Origin of the sequence: Marivita hallyeonensis (genome assembly GCF_900129875.1) — a bacterium.
GTDB lineage: Bacteria > Pseudomonadota > Alphaproteobacteria > Rhodobacterales > Rhodobacteraceae > Marivita > Marivita hallyeonensis.
Genome location: NZ_FQXC01000002.1, coordinates 147,502 through 164,308, shown reverse-complemented (window position 1 = coordinate 164,308; position 16,807 = coordinate 147,502). Strand labels below are relative to the sequence as shown.

The 16,807-nt window shown below is 60.6% G+C and carries 16 protein-coding genes; 4 read left to right on the top strand and 12 right to left on the bottom strand.

The window, feature by feature from the left end; all coding sequences use genetic code 11:
• Positions 1-99: 99 nt before the first annotated feature.
• On the top strand, positions 100-1,398 hold the full coding sequence (locus tag BUA42_RS06425; protein ID WP_072776904.1) for an ATP-binding protein: 1,299 nt from the start codon (positions 100-102) through the stop codon (positions 1,396-1,398).
• A gap of 247 nt (positions 1,399-1,645) precedes the next feature.
• Positions 1,646-2,002, top strand: coding sequence for an acyl-CoA thioesterase (locus BUA42_RS06420; RefSeq protein ID WP_218588616.1), 357 nt, complete (start codon positions 1,646-1,648; stop codon positions 2,000-2,002).
• A gap of 3 nt (positions 2,003-2,005) precedes the next feature.
• Here BUA42_RS06420 and BUA42_RS06415 read toward each other — a convergent pair whose 3' ends face one another.
• The 9 genes from BUA42_RS06415 to BUA42_RS06375 all read right to left on the bottom strand — a co-directional run bounded on the left by BUA42_RS06415 (position 2,006) and on the right by BUA42_RS06375 (position 11,800).
• Positions 2,006-4,216, bottom strand: a complete 2,211-nt coding sequence (locus BUA42_RS06415) for a PAS domain-containing hybrid sensor histidine kinase/response regulator (protein WP_072776902.1) — start codon at positions 4,214-4,216, stop codon at positions 2,006-2,008.
• Complete coding sequence (locus tag BUA42_RS06410; protein WP_072776901.1) at positions 4,203-5,399, bottom strand: FIST N-terminal domain-containing protein; 1,197 nt, start codon at positions 5,397-5,399, stop codon at positions 4,203-4,205. Before BUA42_RS06410 ends, BUA42_RS06415 begins: the two co-directional genes overlap by 14 nt.
• 41 nt (positions 5,400-5,440) lie before the next feature.
• Positions 5,441-6,124, bottom strand: a complete 684-nt coding sequence (locus BUA42_RS06405) for a response regulator (RefSeq protein WP_072776900.1) — start codon at positions 6,122-6,124, stop codon at positions 5,441-5,443.
• A gap of 118 nt (positions 6,125-6,242) precedes the next feature.
• Positions 6,243-7,532, bottom strand: coding sequence for a branched-chain amino acid ABC transporter permease (locus BUA42_RS06400; RefSeq protein WP_072776899.1), 1,290 nt, complete (start codon positions 7,530-7,532; stop codon positions 6,243-6,245).
• A complete protein-coding gene (locus BUA42_RS06395) occupies positions 7,529-8,539 on the bottom strand; it encodes a branched-chain amino acid ABC transporter permease (protein ID WP_072776898.1) in 1,011 nt (336 codons plus the stop codon). Before BUA42_RS06395 ends, BUA42_RS06400 begins: the two co-directional genes overlap by 4 nt.
• Positions 8,539-8,907 carry a hypothetical protein gene (locus BUA42_RS06390; protein WP_072776897.1) on the bottom strand — a complete coding sequence of 123 codons (369 nt, stop codon included), beginning with the start codon at positions 8,905-8,907 and terminating at the stop codon, positions 8,539-8,541. The genes BUA42_RS06395 and BUA42_RS06390 overlap by 1 nt, the downstream gene beginning before the upstream one ends.
• A 2-nt stretch (positions 8,908-8,909) precedes the next feature.
• Positions 8,910-9,740: an ABC transporter ATP-binding protein gene (locus tag BUA42_RS06385; RefSeq protein WP_072776896.1), complete on the bottom strand. Its 831-nt coding sequence runs from the start codon at positions 9,738-9,740 to the stop codon at positions 8,910-8,912.
• On the bottom strand, positions 9,737-10,516 hold the full coding sequence (locus BUA42_RS06380; RefSeq protein WP_072776895.1) for an ABC transporter ATP-binding protein: 780 nt from the start codon (positions 10,514-10,516) through the stop codon (positions 9,737-9,739). Before BUA42_RS06380 ends, BUA42_RS06385 begins: the two co-directional genes overlap by 4 nt.
• A gap of 87 nt (positions 10,517-10,603) precedes the next feature.
• Positions 10,604-11,800, bottom strand: coding sequence for an ABC transporter substrate-binding protein (locus tag BUA42_RS06375; protein WP_072776894.1), 1,197 nt, complete (start codon positions 11,798-11,800; stop codon positions 10,604-10,606).
• A 256-nt stretch (positions 11,801-12,056) separates the two neighbouring features.
• Between BUA42_RS06375 and BUA42_RS06370 the strand changes: the two genes are divergently transcribed.
• Positions 12,057-13,181 carry a PQQ-dependent sugar dehydrogenase gene (locus BUA42_RS06370; protein WP_072776893.1) on the top strand — a complete coding sequence of 375 codons (1,125 nt, stop codon included), beginning with the start codon at positions 12,057-12,059 and terminating at the stop codon, positions 13,179-13,181.
• 73 nt (positions 13,182-13,254) lie between these two features.
• Here BUA42_RS06370 and BUA42_RS06365 read toward each other — a convergent pair whose 3' ends face one another.
• From BUA42_RS06365 to BUA42_RS06355, 3 genes are all read right to left on the bottom strand, one after another.
• The gene (locus BUA42_RS06365; protein ID WP_072776892.1) at positions 13,255-13,704 is read right to left on the bottom strand and encodes a hypothetical protein; all 450 of its coding nucleotides are present in this window, start codon (positions 13,702-13,704) and stop codon (positions 13,255-13,257) included.
• Between the two features lie 143 nt (positions 13,705-13,847).
• The gene (locus tag BUA42_RS06360; RefSeq protein ID WP_072776891.1) at positions 13,848-14,129 is read right to left on the bottom strand and encodes a hypothetical protein; all 282 of its coding nucleotides are present in this window, start codon (positions 14,127-14,129) and stop codon (positions 13,848-13,850) included.
• A gap of 103 nt (positions 14,130-14,232) precedes the next feature.
• Positions 14,233-15,237 carry a GlxA family transcriptional regulator gene (locus BUA42_RS06355; protein WP_072776890.1) on the bottom strand — a complete coding sequence of 335 codons (1,005 nt, stop codon included), beginning with the start codon at positions 15,235-15,237 and terminating at the stop codon, positions 14,233-14,235.
• A 168-nt stretch (positions 15,238-15,405) separates the two neighbouring features.
• On the opposite strand from BUA42_RS06355, the gene BUA42_RS06350 reads away from it, so the two are divergent.
• Positions 15,406-16,776, top strand: a complete 1,371-nt coding sequence (locus BUA42_RS06350; protein WP_072776889.1) for a class II 3-deoxy-7-phosphoheptulonate synthase — start codon at positions 15,406-15,408, stop codon at positions 16,774-16,776.
• Positions 16,777-16,807: the final 31 nt, after the last annotated feature.

The window sequence follows — 16,807 nt, the reverse complement described above, 5'->3', positions numbered from 1 at the left end:
ACTCTCGGTCACATGCAACAGCACCAGTCTGCTGGAGAAAATGCAAGTCATCGGAGGCTGCTCATTTCGTTTTTCAGACACGTCCGCTAGCGTGGCCACATGACGTTTGACTGGTTGAAACGATACATGCCCCGTGGGCTTTATGGACGCGCTGCGCTCATTCTCATTCTGCCGGTGGTCACACTGCAGCTTGTCGTGTCGATCGTATTCATTCAGCGCCATTTCGAAGGTGTGACCGAACAAATGAGCCGCGAGATTGCCCGCGAGATCAACGCGGTGCTTTCGCCTGACTGGGTGGATGACCCGGCCTTGGCCGAGGCGCTCCGGCTTGATTTTCTTCCGACAAACGCAGCCGATCTTCCGGAAGACAACATCAGGCGGTGGTACGATTTTTCGGGCATTGTCGTGATACGCACGCTGGCCCGGGACGTGGTCGGGTTTCAGCGGGCGCATCTGGTCGACGACCGAACCGTATTCGTCTGGACCGCGAGGGACGGCCAGCAACTGACGAAGATCGAATTCAACCGCGAACGGGCCTCTGCGTCCAATCCGCACCAGCTTTTGGTCAATATGGTGGTCTTCGGTGCCTTGATGACCCTCATCGCCTATCTTTATCTCCGCAACCAGCTGCGCCCGATCACGCGATTGGCTGAGGTGTCAGAGGCTTTCGGTCGGGGCCGGCGATTGCCGTATTCGCCTGCCGGGGCGGTCGAGGTGCGAGCAGCGGGTCACGCGTTTCTGGACATGCGCGCGCGGCTTGAACGCCAGATCGAACAACGCACGATGATGCTGTCCGGGGTCAGTCATGACCTGCGCACACCGCTCACCCGATTGCGGCTTGGCGTGTCGATGTTGTCAGACGAAGAACGCGAACCATTGGAACGCGACATCGACGATATGCAGCGCCTGATCGACGCCTTCCTCGACTTCGCGCGCGGCAATGCCGAAAGCGCTGAGGCAGAGCCGACGCCCATACCGGACTTCGTGCGATCGATTGTTGAGGACAGCCAGCGTGCCGGAACACCGGTCACCCTTGCCGAGACCGAGGGGCAGGGCACCATCACCCTGCGCCGGACGGCCATGCGACGCGCGCTTGAGAACCTTATCGGCAATGCGGTCCGCTACGGAACACAGTGTGAGGTGTCCGTTGCCTTGGGGGAAAAATCTTTGCGTTTGAGGGTGGAAGATGACGGACCGGGTATCCCGCCCGAGCAGCGCGACGCCGCGCTTCGCCCCTTTGTGCGACTGGATCCCGCACGCAATCAGGATCAGGGGTCGGGTGTTGGCTTGGGCCTCGCCATCGCGGCGGATATCGCCCGCGTGCACGGCGGTGTCCTGCGCTTGAGTCAGAGTGAACGACTGGGCGGTCTGCGCGCCGATATCGTCATTGCCCGCTGACGGCGGGACGATGCCGACACCCGCAACCGGCCGCTTTCACCAAGCTAAAAAATCCGGCATTCTGGACAAAAGATATTGTAAAATGCGTCTTTTATAGACGATAACGACGGAGCGCTGTCGATATAAGACAGCCATTGGGAACCAAACGGGACGACCCGGCATGCCGGCATATAAATACGTTCACGATGTCATGCTCCGTGATTGCGAGCCATCTGGAATCGTTTTTCTTCCGCGATATTTCGACATGATGCACAATGTCATCGAGAATTGGCTCGATGAAGCACTTGATTGGCCGATGAGCCAGGTTCAGGGCAGCGATAATCTGTCATTGCCGTTTGTGAATGTCAGCGCGGAGTTTCCTGCGCCCAGCAGACTTGGCGACCGTTTGACGTGGCGGCTCTCGGTGCGCGAAATCCGTCGCAGCAGCATGTGGCTAGAGATTGTCGGCACCACCGGCGCCGAGACGCGCGTGTCGATGACCGGGACATTGGTTTTGACCGAGTCGATTGCCCTGCGAACTCGGCGCTGGCCGGACGCGATCCACGAGCGGGTCAAGGATTACCTCGTGGCGTCAGATCCGGCGGCAGAGAAGGTTGCCGAATAGGCGTCAGATCCCGGCCCGTAATGCGGCACTCTGAAGAAATTCAATCAGTTTCGCGCGATCCAGCGGCTTGAGCAGAAGCTCGATCTCCAGCCGTCGCGTCTCTTGTCGCAGGTGCGTCGATCTTTCTGCCGAGACAATCGCGCAGGGCAGGCGGCCCAGACGCCGAGTGAGCTCTTCGTACAGCTCCGTCCCGGTCGGGCCATCGCCAAGCTGGTAGTCAAGCAGCAGCGCGTCGGGAGAAATCTGCAGATCGTCCATCAGATCCAAGGCGCTCTCTGCGTCCTCAGCCTCGATCACGCTGACGCCCCAACTTTCGATCAAGATCGATATCGCGCGGCGCAGCTGCGGATCGTTTTCGACCAGCAGTGCGATCAGACCTGCTTGCGTCAGCCCGATGGGCGACGCGTTGATCGTTTTGTTGCGTGTGCTCAGTTCCGCATCATGTGCCAGTGGCACGTTCAGCATGAAACACGATCCGCGCCCGAGTTCGGACCAAAGGCCAAGCGGATGACCCAAACGCGCGCAGGCACGCTCGACAATGGCAAGGCCAAGACCGAGACCATCGTTGTTGCTGGCCTTCGTGTCGAGACGGCGGAATTCCTCGAAAATCGAATTTTGGTCTTCTTCGGCGATCCCGGGTCCGGTGTCCCAAACCTCGATCCGCGCGGATTCGCCATTGCGGCGCGCACCCACGACGACGCGACCGGTGTCAGTGTAGCGAATGGCGTTGGTCAGCAGGTTCTGCACGATCCGACGCAGATACGAGGGGTCGGTTTTCACCACCAGAGAACTGTCAAGGATGCGCAGTCTGAGCCCCTTCTGGGCGGCCAGAATGCCCATCTCGTCGCGCAAGGGATCGAAAACCTCGCGAAGCGCCACGGGGCGGATGTCAAAGCTCAGACCGTCCGATTCAAGCTTCGAAATGTTGAGGAGCGCGTCGATGATCTGTTCCGCCGCTTCGAGCGCGGTTTCGGCTTTGGACAGCACAGCCTGCTCGTTCGGGGCGTCCAGCTTGTCTGACAGCGACGCCATGAACAGCTTGGCGGCGGACAACGGTTGCAAAAGGTCATGGCTCGCCGCTGCCACGAACCGGGACTTCGACGCGTTCGCCCGCTCGGCGGCGCTTAGCGCATCTTCGAGCTCAAGCGTGCGCTCCATGACGCGCTGCTCAAGGATCTCGTTCAACTCGTACAGCTTCTGCGCCGCTTCGCGTTCGGCCGTCACATCGGTACAGGAGATCACGAACCCCCGGTCCGGCATCGCGCGACCGAAGATGTGCAGGATCGCGCTGTCCCCGCGTTGCACCTCAAAGGAAATCGGCTGCCGCAACCCGTCCGACACGGCCCAACGGCGGAACGACCCGCGATCGATGCCGCGGGTGAATTCGTATTCGTCGTCCAGATCATCCAGCAAGCCGACAAAGGTGGCGCCAATGCGCAACCGGCGGGCGGGGAGGGACAACAGCGTGCCGATTTTCTGGTTCCATCCGACCAGCTGCGCGTTCTCGTCGAAGATGCACACGCCTTGGTTCAAGTGATCCAGCGTCGCCCGGATCATGCGGGTCTGCTTGTCCCGAAGCTTGGCCTGCTCCTGCCGTTCGGTCCGCATGATGTCGGTGATGTCGGTCTGAAGAACCACGGTGCCGTTGTTCTTGGTGCGCTGTTCGGACACCTGCAGCCAGCGATCCTCGACAAGCCGGACGTTGAACATCACCCGCCGTTCCGTGTGCTTCTTGCGGCGCATCTTGGCCCAGGCGTTGCGATCCTGCGTTTCGGGCAGACTCAGGTACTTTGATCGGCTGACCCGGTCAACATAGCTGTCAAATGGCAGGCCCGGTTTCAGTTCCGTTGCGGTGTCCTTGAAGTCGCGGCAAAACCGCGAGTTGCAAAGCACCAGCACGTCCTGAGGATCGAACAGGGCGAACCCTTCCGAGATGGTTTCAATCGCATCGGCAAGGTTGCGCCGTGCGGCTTCGGTCTCGTCATTGGCCCGCGCGAGCTGAGCGTTGGCGTCGTGCAGAAGATCGAGCGTGCGCTCCAGTTCGAGTGTCCGTTCTCGCACACGCTTTTCCAACAACGCCGCGCGTTCGAACTGGGCATAGGCTGCACCGGATTGCGACGTCCCGTATTCCACACGCCGCATCAGACTGTCGGCGATCTTGAGCAGCTTTTCGTTCTGCCGCTCCAGCGTATCGTTTGGGTTAATCAGCGACATCGGATGCCTCGGACTTCACCGGTGGATAGATGGCCACTCCCGTGAGCGTCTGGTTGACGTGCAAACCGCCGATCTGTTCGCCATAGGTCGAAAAGCCGACGACGTTGTGTTCGCGCAAAACCGCGCTCATTTCATGCGTCCGCTGCTTTCTGCCAGCCTCGATCCGACGCAGGATGCAGTCACAGCCAAGGATGATCTCGGGTTTGTCCGGCATGGCAAGGTCAGTCAGTCCGCGCTCCAGATGCGCAACAATGTCCTCGTGGCGGGCAAGCGTCAGGACCATGCCCTCGTTGATGGCCGAGAAGAACACGAGATCGTTGTTCTGGTTCACCTGTTGGATTGCCCGAACGTGATGCGCATCGCCCAGCCGTACCACCACCGGGTGTTCTGCAAAGGTGAACTGGTCAAGCTGGTTGGGGTCCAGCCCAAGAAGCCGGGCGTATTCCAGCGCCGCTGGCTCTGCGTTGATCTCGTGCACGATGCGTTCGTCGGGTGAGGCCGACGTCACCACCATACGCTGGTCTGTAGGCAGGAGGTGATCGAGACTGAACACCCGCACAGGCCGATCACAGCGCGCAAGCACCACGATGGCGGCGTTCTTCATGATCGTGCCATTCCGCGCGAGCAGTGTTTCGGCAAATTTGGTCCCGTCGCCGGATGAGCCCCCGAAAAGGGGCGTCGGACCGAGCCCGGCAGACAGGAACGCGGTCAGCTGCTCTTCCCGAAGGCTGAGCCCGTCCACCAAGAGGAACGCGAATTCCGAGTGCCAGTTGGGTGCGCGTTTGGTCAGTGACAGGCGGGCTTCGATCAGCTCGCCGGCGATGGCGTGCTCGCTGATCGTTTCGAGGTCCTCGATCGCGTATGTCAGAACATTGATGTGATCCGACCGGAAACCCAGCGCGATGACCTGTTCTTCCTCGTAACCACCGCGTCCCAATTCGCCAGCGGTTGTACACGCAAGAACGTCCGCCGCACCGAAACGGCGCGACGCGTCTTCAACCAATGCCCGAAAATCGGCCTCTGGCGAGATAAACAGGCAGACAAGCTCAAAAGGTCCCGGTCCAAGCTGCTTCTGTAAATCTTCGACAATATTCGCGTCGTCGCAGCGCGCTTGAGCGAAGGCGACGACGTCTGAGGCGTTTTCAGTACATTCAGTTGCAGGAAAAACCCTGCTTCCTTCCACTCTGTGGTCCCCAAGTTTGGCTGGGACCGAGAATAGGAGGATCAGGTGTCGCTTGGCAAGACTCGGTTGAAGCGTGCTTCCTGCGCGATCAGGACGGCCTGGGTCCGACTGTGAACCCCCAGCTTGCGCATGATGGCGGTGACATGCGCCTTCACCGTGGTTTCCGCAATCGACAGGTCATAGGCGATCTGCTTGTTCAGCTTGCCTTCGCAGATCAGGTTGAGGATCCGCGCCTGTTGGTTCGTCAGCGATGCCAGTCTTGACAGCGCCTCTTCCGGGGCCTCGCGCGTCGCGTCCTGGCCTTGCGGATCGATATACCCGTCCGGCACAAAAGGCTGGCCCGATTGCACGGTCTCGAACGCATTCTGGAAAACAGCGCGCTGCGAATGCTTCGGCACAAACCCATCCGCACCCGCTTTCAAAGCGTGCGAAATCATGCGGTTGTCGGCCATGGATGACACGATCAGGATCATCGCCTTCGGTGCCGCTGTCCGTAGTCGCACCAACCCGTCCAGCCCATTCACGTCCGGCAGGTTCAGGTCCAAGAGGATCAGGCCGAACTCGTCTTCTTCCGACACTTTCGTGAGCGCCGCTTCCAGCGTGCCGGCCGTGTGGATGTCGTCAAAATCCGCAATCGACCTCAGGGTCAGGGTGAGCGCGTCACAAAACAGCGGGTGATCGTCCACCACCAAAGCTGTCAAAGCAGATGTTGATGTGTCTCGCATGGTCACGGGCTCACTCGTATCGTCGTCTGCGCGGAACCTGATCTCCGCCGATGTCGCTCAACTTTAGGCCGACAGGACGAGCGCGTCTCTTGCCGAAAGGTCTCATAGGCGCGCCGGATCACTTCTCGGGCAGAAGGCCCCGCGGGTTGAGTCGCAGCACCAGAAGAAGGATCAGACCCATCGTCAGAAGGCGCATATGCTGAACGGAATCAAGCAGATGGTCCTTCAACCACGACCCGTCCACCAAACCGGCTGTGATGACAGACATCAACAGTTGACCCATCGGTTCCACCTGTACCCAGAGGAACCAGATCAGGAACCCGCCGAGCACCGCGCCGAGGTTGTTTCCGGACCCCCCGACGATCACCATCACCCAGATCAGGAAGGTATAGCGCAGCGGTTGGTAACTCCCGGGCGTCAGCTGCCCGTCGAGTGTTGTCATCATCGCACCCGCGATGCCGCAGATGGCGGACCCGAGGATGAAGACCTGAAGATGCCGCGCGGTCACGTCCTTGCCCATCGCCCGCGCAGCCGTCTCGTTGTCGCGAATGGCGCGCATCATTCGGCCCCAGGGGCTCTTCAGCGCAAGCTGCGCCAGGACGAGCAGGGTGATAAGCACGACGGCAAACAACATGCCGTATTCAAGCTTCACGTACAGCGTGGATGCCGTCGTGGCATCCAGCCCAAAGCCCGCCGCACGCTCGACAAAGGCCGGGTCGTTCTGCAGATCGACCTCGTAGGGGACCGGCCGGGGCAGACCGATAACGTTCTTAACGCCCCGCGCCATCCAGTCCTCGTTCTTCAGGATCGCAATGACGATTTCGGCAATACCAAGGGTTGCAATGGCCAGATAGTCCGACCTCAGCCCCAGCGCGGTTTTGCCGATGATCCAGGCCGCACCCGCTGCCAGCAAACCGCCCACGGGCCACGCCAGCAGCACCGGAAGGCCGAGACCCCCAAGGTAGCCCGCAAGCGCCGGGTCCACCGATTCCACCGCATCCACCGCCGGGTCAAGCACCATGCGGTAGATGATCAACCCGACAAGCAGCACCGCCGCCGTGGCCCATCCCCGGACACGGCCCAGCGTGCGCGCCCAGACCAGCACTGCGCCGACAATCGTTGCAGCACCGAGGACGAGCCCCAACAGGATTTGCCCGCCCCCGGCGGCCCAGGCCGCGCCGACAGGCGGCATGGAGATCAGGACAACAGCCAAACCGCCCAGCGCGACAAAGCCCATGACACCGACATTGAAGAGCCCCGCAAGGCCCCATTGCAGGTTCACACCCAGCGCCATCACCGCGCTGACTAGACCCATGTTCAGGATCAAGAGCGCAGAGTTCCAGCTTTGCAGAAACCCGGTTCCAAGGATCAGGCACGCAACGGCGCCGAACAGTAAAAACGTTCTCATAGCGCTTTCCCCCGGAACAGTCCCGTTGGCCGGAACAGAAGAACGATCACGAGGATCACGAAGCTCACCGCGAATTTGTACTCCGTGCTCAGGATCTGCACCAAGCCGTCCGGCTCAAGGGCAGGGGGCATGAAATAGGTCAGCACCTTTTTCCAGGCATAGGTGATCCCGACTTCAGAGAACGCGATCACGAACCCGCCCGCAATGGCGCCCAATGGGTTGCCCAGGCCGCCCACGATGGCCGCGGCAAAGATCGGCAACAGAAGCTGGAAATAGGTGAAGGCTTTGAACGACTTGTCGAGTCCATAGAGCACACCCGCCACAGTGGCGAGTGAGGCGACGATGAGCCAGGTCACCAGAACCACCCGCTCCGGATTGATGCCGGAAAGTAGCGCCAGATCCTCGTTGTCGGAAAACGCCCGCATGGATTTGCCGGTGCGCGTCTTGTTGAGAAACCAGAACAGCGCCGCAACCACAATCACGGCTGTTACGACCGTAATCACCTGCGTGGTGCGGACAGCCAGACCTTCCTCAAGGCCCGTCATGTCGCGAAATGTCCGCGCCGAGATGACGAAGCGTTCACCATCGGCAAAGCGATAGTCGTCCGGTCCGATGATGATCCGCGTCAGGCCATTGTAGATGAACATCACGCCCATAGACACGATGACAAGGATCACCGGTTTGGCCTTTTGGGCGCGGTAGAACTTGTACACGTACTTGTCCGTCAACAACACCAGCGCCGTCGCGCCAAGAATGCCGAACGGTATTGCAAGCAGTGCCGTGGGGAAGGGGCCGAAGGAAATGCCCAGCGCCTGCATCCCCCAGGTGATCAGCACAACGAACATCGTTCCCATCGCCATCGTGTCGCCATGCGCGAAGTTCGAAAAGCGCAGGATGCCATAGATCAGCGTCACGCCCAGAGCGCCCAGCGCCAGCTGGCTGCCATAGGCAATCGCCGGGATCAGCACAAAGTTGGCCAGCGCCACGAAACCGTTGAGAAGATCCATCAGACGACCTCCTCGCATTGACCGTGATAGGTGATGACCATCGGTCCCTCGAAATACTGAACGGAGTACCGGGCGCTACCGCCAACGGCGATTGTCAACAGATGCGCCCCGTTCACATTTCCGCCCTGAAAGAGAAAGCCGCCGGTTTCAACGGTGTGTCCTTTGCCCGACATGGTCTCTGCATCCGTGATGATCTGGTAGATCGACGCCTGTGGCTGAACTTGTGTGACCGCGATTCCAAGGTCCGTCTCGCCGCAGGTCTCCGTCTCGAAACATTCGACGGTGAACCGACACTCGAACGCGTCGTCTGCGACTGCTGTCTGGGCGACAGCGCTCGCCAGTAGTCCCGCCATCATCAAAAGACGCATGCTCATCCCCCCAGAAAAGACCGGCGCACTTCGGCATCGGCCAGCAGGTCCTTACCGGTTCCGGTATGCGCATTACTTCCCTGCACCAGCACATACCCTTTGTCGGCGATCTCGAGCGCCTGTCGCGCGTTCTGTTCGACCATGAGAATGGAAATGCCGGTCCGCGCCACTTCGATGATCCGGTCGAAGAGTTCGTCCATCACGATCGGCGACACACCTGCGGTGGGCTCGTCCAGCATCAGCACTTTCGGCTGGGTCATCAACGCGCGACCCACGGCCACCTGCTGACGTTGACCGCCCGACAGCTCGCCCGCGGCCTGCGCGCGTTTCTCGCGCAGGATCGGGAACAGCTCGAACACCTGCTCCATGGTGCTGGCGAAATCATCTTCGCGGATGAAGGCCCCCATCTCGAGGTTCTCTTCTACGGTCATCGACGTAAAGATGTTCGACGTCTGCGGCACGAACCCCATACCGTGCCGTACCCGCGCCTGCGGCGTCAGGGCGGTGATGTCGTCACCGTCCAGCAACACACGCCCGTGACGCAGGTCGAGCATCCCGAACACCGCCTTCATCGCCGTCGACTTGCCCGCCCCGTTCGGCCCCACGATCACTGCAATCTCTCCGCGTTCTACGGAGATCGTGCAGTCATGAAGGATGTCGGGACCAGCCTTGCCATAGCCGCCCGTCATGTTTTCACCGATGAGGTACGGGCCATCCTTCCCCGGCATCGGATTCGGCTGCGTACCGCTTGATGTCAGGGTGCCGCGCCCGTGCGGATTGGTGATCGACGCATCCTTGTTGCCGCGGTCGTCCTGATAGGGGTTGTCGCTCATCCAACCGCCTCTTTGTTCTTCAATCCCGTGCCCAGATACGCCTCGATCACGCGCTCATCGGCCTTGATCTCGTCGATGGTGCCTTTCGACAGCACCTTGCCCTCAGCCATCACGATAACTGGATCGCAGAGGCGGCCGATGAAATCCATGTCGTGCTCGATCATGCAGAACGTGTAGCCGCGTTCCTTGTTCAGCCGCAGGATCGCGTCACCGATGGTGTTGAGCAGGGTGCGGTTCACGCCCGCGCCGACTTCGTCAAGGAACACGATGCGCGCGTCCACCATCATGGTGCGGCCAAGCTCCAGCAGCTTCTTTTGTCCACCAGAGACCTGACCCGCCTTGTGATCGGCCAGATGTTCGATTGTGAGAAATTCCAGCACCTCGTCCGCCTTGGCTTTCAGCGCACGCTCTTCATCCGCGATGCGCTTGCGCCCGAACCATGTGTTCCAAAGCGTTTCACCGGTCTGCCCACCGGGCACCATCATCAGGTTCTCGCGGCAGGTCATGGAACTGAATTCGTGCGCGATCTGGAAGGTGCGCAGGAGGCCCTTGTGGAACAGGACATGTGGCGGCAGGCCGGTAATGTCTTCGCCCGCCATGAACACCTGGCCCGAGGTCGGAGGCAGCACGCCTGCCACGACATTGAACAGCGTCGTCTTGCCTGCGCCGTTCGGTCCGACCAATCCCGTGATCGATCCGGTTTCGATCTCAAGCGTCGCGCCATCGACTGCGCGAAAGCCGCCAAAATGCCGATGGAGGTTCTTGACCTCGATCATTCCTCACCCAAAGCGTGAAAGACGCCCCTCAGTATATTGAAACGGCGCGGGAAACCCGCGCCGCCTGTGTCGTCATGTCAAGTCAAATCAGCGGTAACCGACCACCGTCAATGCGCCGTTCTCGACCGTGTACTCGGCATAGGATCCGGCAGCTTCACCCGGCTCGACCAGCTCAACACCCGTCGCGCCCTGGTAGTCGACGTCACCGCCACCGGCGATGATCTCAAGCGCCTTGTCCAGTTCACCCGGCAGGATCGGTTCGCCCGGTGCATTGGCCACGTGGAAGATGTGCGAAGCGTAATCCGCAGGCTCGGAAGAGCCCGCCGCTGCCATCGCCAGAAGCTTCAGCGCCGCCGCATCGTAGGACTCGCCCGCGTAAACGGATGTGCCGTCGATCCCAGCCGCCGTCGCCATTTCAGCGAACATCGCGGCTCCTGCGTTGTCGGAACCCGGCGCCGTGCCGATCATGCCGTCGATGTCAGATCCGAAACGCTCGGTCAGCGCGTCACCGATCATGCCGTCGCCCATCGCGAACATGTCGAAGGCACCTGTGTCGAGCGCGCCTTGGATGACGCCAGCGCCGCCCTGATCGACATAGCCCAACACGACAAGCGCGTCGCCACCGGCAGAGGCCAGAGCACCCACTTCGGCCGAGTAGTCGGCCTTGCCATCTTCATGCGGCGCAGAGAGCGTCACAGAACCGCCAGCGGCTTCATAGGACGCCTGGAACGCATCCGCGAAACCCTTGCCGTAGTCGTTGTTGGTATAGGTTACAGCCGCGCTGGTGATGCCTTTTTCAATCAGGATGTTCGCCAGGACTTCGCCCTGACGCGCATCAGACGGCGCGGTGCGGAAGAAGAGACCGTTGTCTTCGGCCGCTGTCAGGGCAGGGGACGTCGCAGAGGGCGAAATCATCACCATGCCGTTCGGCACCGACACGTTGGCCAGAACCGCACCTGTCACGCCCGAGCAATCGGGGCCCATCATGCCCTTGATGCCGTCGCTGGTGATCAGACGCTCGGCTGCCGCCGTGGCCGCCGCGCTGTCCACGCAGGTGGAGTCCGCGCGCACCGGTGTGACCGTTGCTCCGTCCAGCAGTTTGCCGCTTTCGGTGACTTCAGCCATCGCCATTTCGGCACCAGCGGCCATCGCCGGGGTCAGGGATTCAATGGGACCGGTGAAGCCCAGGATGATCCCCATCTTGATTTCGTTGGAATGGCTTCCTGCAATCGCAGCACCCGCCATCAACGCGCCAGCCGCAGTGGCTGTCAGCAGTTTTTTCATGATTCACTCCCGTGTTGGAACATCTCGCGTGTTCTGCCGCGAGATTAGAGTTGCCGGGGAAAAAAGAAAAGCCCTCTCCGCTCTATGAGGCACGACGTGGAGCCGTGGAAAAACAATCGCTTACGTACAGGAATTGGCTTTTCCTCCCGCTCTTGACGCAACGACGGTGCTGTTCACGTCTGCGTCGCCGTCGTTGTCGGCACCTAAATGCCCTCCATATTCATAGGTCAGGAGCGCTGAAACAGGAGATTGAGTCATGCTAAGCCTGCGGAGTTTGTCGTTTACCGTCCTTCTGGCTGTCACACCCGCGCTGTGTGCTGCGCAAGTCACGTCCGAGACGCTTCAGACACAGGCAGGCGCGATGCAGGCCTCTGCTATTGTCACCGGGCTCGACACGCCTTGGGCTTTCGGTTTTTTACCAAACGGTAAAATTGTCCTGACCGAACGACGTGGCGATGTTCTTCTGATCACTCCGGGCGAGGGTTCGGTTCAACTACGCAATCCGCCGAATGCCTATGCGGACGGGCAGGGCGGGCTGCTCGACGTGTTGGTGCCGCGGGATTTCGCGCAGAGCCGCGAACTGTTTTTTACCCATGCCATCCGACAGGGCCGCGGCAGCGGAACTGCCGTGACGAAAGCCCGCCTGTCAGCGGATGAGACGGCCTTGACCAATGTCGAGGTGATTTTTCAGATCGCACCTGGGTCCAGCGGCGGGCGTCATTTCGGATCCCGCATTGCCGAGGCCCCGGATGGTACGCTGTTCCTGACGGTCGGAGACCGGGGCGACCGCCCCTCCGCGCAGGATCGCAGCGTGCACAACGGCTCCGTTCTGCGGATCAACAAGGATGGCAGCGTGCCGACCGACAATCCGTTTGTGAACACCGAAGGCGTACAGCCCGAGATTTGGTCCTACGGCCACCGCAACCCGCAAGGTGCAGCATTTGATGAAAACGGTCAGTTCTGGGTCAACGAACACGGCGCGCGCGGCGGGGACGAGGTAAACCGCGTCGAGAAAGGCGCGAACTATGGCTGGCCCGTGATCGCCTACGGGCGTCACTATTCCGGCCGCTCTATCGGCGAGGGCACGTCAAAACCGGGCATGGAACAACCCGTGACCTATTGGGACCCGTCCATCGCGCCGTCGGGCATGGCGTTCTACAACGATGGTCCGGTGCGCAGCTGGGACGGCGACATGTTTGTCGGATCACTGAAATTCGACTACATCGCCCGCCTCGACGGATCACCGCTCCGCGAAGTTGAACAGATCCAGGGCGATAGCACACAACGCGTCCGCGATATCCGGCAAGGGCCGAACGGTGATCTGTGGTTCCTCAGCGTTGGCAACGGGGCGTTGTATCGGATGTCGGCGCCGTCGTCCTGATGGAGTGCATCCGCAAACAAGTTGGCCCGGCGAGGCACACCTCGCAGGGCCGCTTTTTCTTGAGAACTGCGCCTTAAACCGGCTCTGACTTCGCCGATTTCGTGACTTTGCGCGCCAGATCGGCGGCTTCGGTCATCGTCTCGTCGAGCGTGTTTTTCTCGGTATTGACGGCGTATTCGGCGCAACGGGACATGGTTTCGAACCATTCGCGAGCATCTTCGGCCATGCGTTCAGCCGAGTGACGCTGCCAGTCCGTCAGCATCGAGATGGCCGTCATCGGGTTGGATATGCCACCCGTGGTCACGCTGCGGGCCGTGTCCAGACTGCTCCGCACGGCGGCATGGCGGCGCTCGAACCAGTGCTGTGTGAAGCGTTGTGTTTCGTCCAGCACCTTCTCCTGCGTATCCCAGAATTGCTTGATCTGAGGCGCAATCAATGGCGCCAGAAAGGACATGGCCTGCATCGCATTCACGGATTTGGACATGTCAGGTGCGGCGGTGGTCTTTGAAGTGGCCTTTGGCATGGTTCCCTCGCGTTGGCATTCGATATCGGTGGTAGGTTACGGTGTGCTTTGGCATCGATGTCTCTGACTTCAAGCAACCGAGTGCGTAGATCGGCGGTTTCGTCGCGCTTGCTCCGGTCGACTGCCTAAATTTTCAGCAGATCTCAGGTTTCCGAGACCCCACGGATCGCCTCGGGATGGTCTTTCAGAAACGCGTGCAGCACCGCGTAGAGTTCTTTCGCATGGGCAACATTGTCCGCATGCAGCGCGGACCGGATGTCTTCGCAAATCATCTGCTGCACCTGCTGTGGCCCATGATGCAGGTGCATCATGTAATCCGCCAAAGCCGACGCGTTCACGGCCGGCAGGTTCTCGTGCTCTGCAATCGCTTCGATCTCCGCCCGATTCAGGCAGGTCATGTCTTCGATGTCGTCCAATGTGATCATGATTGGTCCTCCCCACGACGATCCGTTGAGGAGAAGTTTAGACAATCGCACCCGACGGCGCGCTGATGCAGATCAAAAGCCGGTTCAAACGGCGTCTTTCCTCTCAGACAGACAGGCGCGACGCATGTGCGCCGCGTTCACGGTACGGCGTCGTCTCGTAATGGGCGCGGTAGCATTTCGAAAAATGCGACGGTGAGGCAAAGCCACAGGCGAGGGCCACGTTGATCACGCTCATGTCGGTCTGCATCAGGAGGTTTCGCGCCTTCTGCAAGCGCAGTTCCATGTAATAGCGCTTGGGAGACCGTTTCAGGTAGCGACGGAACAGCCGCTCCAACTGCCTGGTGGACATGCCGACCTGTTGGGCGAGGATGGAGGGGCTGATCGGCTCCTCGATATTCTGCTCCATCATCTGGATAACCTTGGACAGCTTCGGATGCCGCACCCCGATGCGCGTCGGCACCGACAAACGCTGGGTGTCCTGATCTGTCCGGATGGAGTTGTAGATCAGCTGGTCCGCCACCGCGCCGGCAAGTTCTTCTCCATGATCGTCGGCGATGATCTTCAGCATCAGGTCGACGGAGGCCGTGCCGCCCGCCGTGGTGATCCGGTTGCCGTCGACCACAAAGATCGACTTGGTCAGCTCCACCTCGGGGAACTCCTCGGAGAAACTGTCCTGGTTTTCCCAATGGATCGTGGCGCGTTTGTTGTCGAGCAACCCAGCCGTGGCGAGCGAAAAGGCCGCTGTGCACAAACCCCCGATGACCAATCCGCGGCGCGCTTCACGACGCAGCCAATTGATGGTCTTCTTGGTGGTGGCCGACTGCACGTCGATGCCGCCGCAGACCAAGATGACGTCGTCTCGGTTCAGTTCGACGAGATCGGCGTCCAACCGAAAAGAGACACCGGCGGAACAGCGGACTTCATCTCCGCCCTCTCCGATGATCTTCCAGTCATACAGCGGCCGGTTCGCCATCCGGTTGGCGATGCGCAGGGATTCCACAGCGGCGGAAAAGCAAAGCATGGTGAATTCGGGCAAAAGCACAAACACGAAACGACGCGGTCGTTTGGGAACGGTCTCCACTTCAACGGTCTGACGTGTTGGTAGCATGCGTGGCGTTCCTTCCGACGTGCTCTGCGGCACCTTGCCTGCCAAATGGGCAGAAGTGGCAGGCTGGGTCAAGCACTAGGGGTGATTTCGCATATGGTCAGACCGTGCCGGGTTCGGTATAGACGGCCCGCTAACGCTAACGACCATGGATCTACCGGAGTAAAGACAATGACCGAGTGGCAAAAATCAGGCTGGCGCGCGAAACCGCGGGTGCAGATGCCTGACTATCAGGATGCAGAAAAGCTGGAGGCCGTCGAAGCCCAGCTTTCCAAATATCCGCCGCTCGTTTTTGCAGGCGAAGCGCGGAAGCTGAAACGGGAATTGGGCGCGGCTGGACGCGGTGAAGCGTTCCTGCTTCAAGGCGGCGACTGCGCCGAGGCGTTCGATCAATTCAGCGCGAACGCCATCCGCGACACGTTCAAGGTGATGCTGCAGATGGCGATGGTGCTGACCTTCGGCGCCAAGGTGCCGGTGGTCAAGGTGGGCCGCATGGCCGGCCAATTCGCCAAGCCGCGCTCGGCCCCGACCGAGGTCGTGGATGGTGTGGAACTGCCCAGCTACCGTGGTGACATCATCAATGAACTGGCCTTCACGCCAGAGGCGCGTATTCCCGATCCGGCGAAAATGCTGCAGGCCTACACACAGGCCGCCGCGACGCTGAACCTCTTGCGCGCGTTCTCGACCGGCGGTTACGCAGATGTGCATCAGGTGCATGCCTGGACGCTGGGCTTCACGGATCGCGAGGAATCCGAGAAGTACCGCGATATGGCGAACCGGATCAGCGACACGCTCGACTTCATGAAGGCGGCGGGTCTCGATTCCGATCGCGAACCGTCGCTTCAGACGGTGGACTTCTACACCAGCCATGAATCGCTTCTCTTGGAGTATGAAGAGGCGCTGACCCGTCAGGATTCGACCTCGGGCAAGTGGCTGGCGGGTTCCGGTCACATGATCTGGATCGGCGACCGCACGCGGCAGCCTGACGGCGCGCACGTGGAATTCGCGCGCGGTGTTCTGAACCCTGTTGGGCTCAAATGCGGACCGACGACAACCGCTGAAGATCTGAAGGTGCTCATGTCCAAGCTGAACCCCGACAACGAGGCGGGCAAGCTCACGCTGATCGCGCGCTTCGGCGCTGGCAAGGTCGGAGAGCACCTGCCGCGTCTCGTCAAGGCCGTGGCCGAGGAAGGTGCCAACGTAACCTGGGTCTGCGACCCGATGCACGGCAACACGATCAAATCGTCCACCGGCTACAAGACGCGCCCGTTCGAGAGCGTTCTGCGCGAAGTGAAAGACTTCTTCGCGGTGCACAACGCCGAAGGCACTGTTCCTGGTGGTGTGCATTTCGAGATGACCGGTCAAGATGTGACCGAATGCACCGGAGGTGTCCGGGCGGTGAGCGAAGAGGATCTGAGCGACCGCTACCACACAGCCTGCGACCCGCGTCTCAACGCGTCCCAGTCGCTTGAACTGGCGTTCCTCGTGGCCGAAGAGCTGACCGCACGACGCGAAGCAGAGGCGGCCGCAAAAGCGGGCTGACCCGTCGGGCCAGACGAATTGAAAGGGCGGG

Excerpts from the sequence above, each read along its gene's own strand:
- BUA42_RS06425 (WP_072776904.1), top strand. The coding sequence starts at position 100 with ATGACGTTTGACTGGTTGAAACGATACATGCCCCGTGGGCTTTATGGA.
- BUA42_RS06355 (WP_072776890.1), bottom strand. The coding sequence starts at position 15,237 with ATGCTACCAACACGTCAGACCGTTGAAGTGGAGACCGTTCCCAAACGA.
- BUA42_RS06375 (WP_072776894.1), bottom strand. The coding sequence starts at position 11,800 with ATGAAAAAACTGCTGACAGCCACTGCGGCTGGCGCGTTGATGGCGGGT.
- BUA42_RS06420 (WP_218588616.1), top strand. The coding sequence starts at position 1,646 with ATGCACAATGTCATCGAGAATTGGCTCGATGAAGCACTTGATTGGCCG.
- BUA42_RS06365 (WP_072776892.1), bottom strand. The coding sequence starts at position 13,704 with ATGCCAAAGGCCACTTCAAAGACCACCGCCGCACCTGACATGTCCAAA.
- BUA42_RS06390 (WP_072776897.1), bottom strand. The coding sequence starts at position 8,907 with ATGCGTCTTTTGATGATGGCGGGACTACTGGCGAGCGCTGTCGCCCAG.
- BUA42_RS06380 (WP_072776895.1), bottom strand. The coding sequence starts at position 10,516 with ATGATCGAGGTCAAGAACCTCCATCGGCATTTTGGCGGCTTTCGCGCA.
- BUA42_RS06385 (WP_072776896.1), bottom strand. The coding sequence starts at position 9,740 with ATGAGCGACAACCCCTATCAGGACGACCGCGGCAACAAGGATGCGTCG.
- BUA42_RS06400 (WP_072776899.1), bottom strand. The coding sequence starts at position 7,532 with ATGAGAACGTTTTTACTGTTCGGCGCCGTTGCGTGCCTGATCCTTGGA.
- BUA42_RS06370 (WP_072776893.1), top strand. The coding sequence starts at position 12,057 with ATGCTAAGCCTGCGGAGTTTGTCGTTTACCGTCCTTCTGGCTGTCACA.
- BUA42_RS06405 (WP_072776900.1), bottom strand. The coding sequence starts at position 6,124 with ATGCGAGACACATCAACATCTGCTTTGACAGCTTTGGTGGTGGACGAT.
- BUA42_RS06350 (WP_072776889.1), top strand. The coding sequence starts at position 15,406 with ATGACCGAGTGGCAAAAATCAGGCTGGCGCGCGAAACCGCGGGTGCAG.
- BUA42_RS06395 (WP_072776898.1), bottom strand. The coding sequence starts at position 8,539 with ATGGATCTTCTCAACGGTTTCGTGGCGCTGGCCAACTTTGTGCTGATC.
- BUA42_RS06360 (WP_072776891.1), bottom strand. The coding sequence starts at position 14,129 with ATGATCACATTGGACGACATCGAAGACATGACCTGCCTGAATCGGGCG.
- BUA42_RS06415 (WP_072776902.1), bottom strand. The coding sequence starts at position 4,216 with ATGTCGCTGATTAACCCAAACGATACGCTGGAGCGGCAGAACGAAAAG.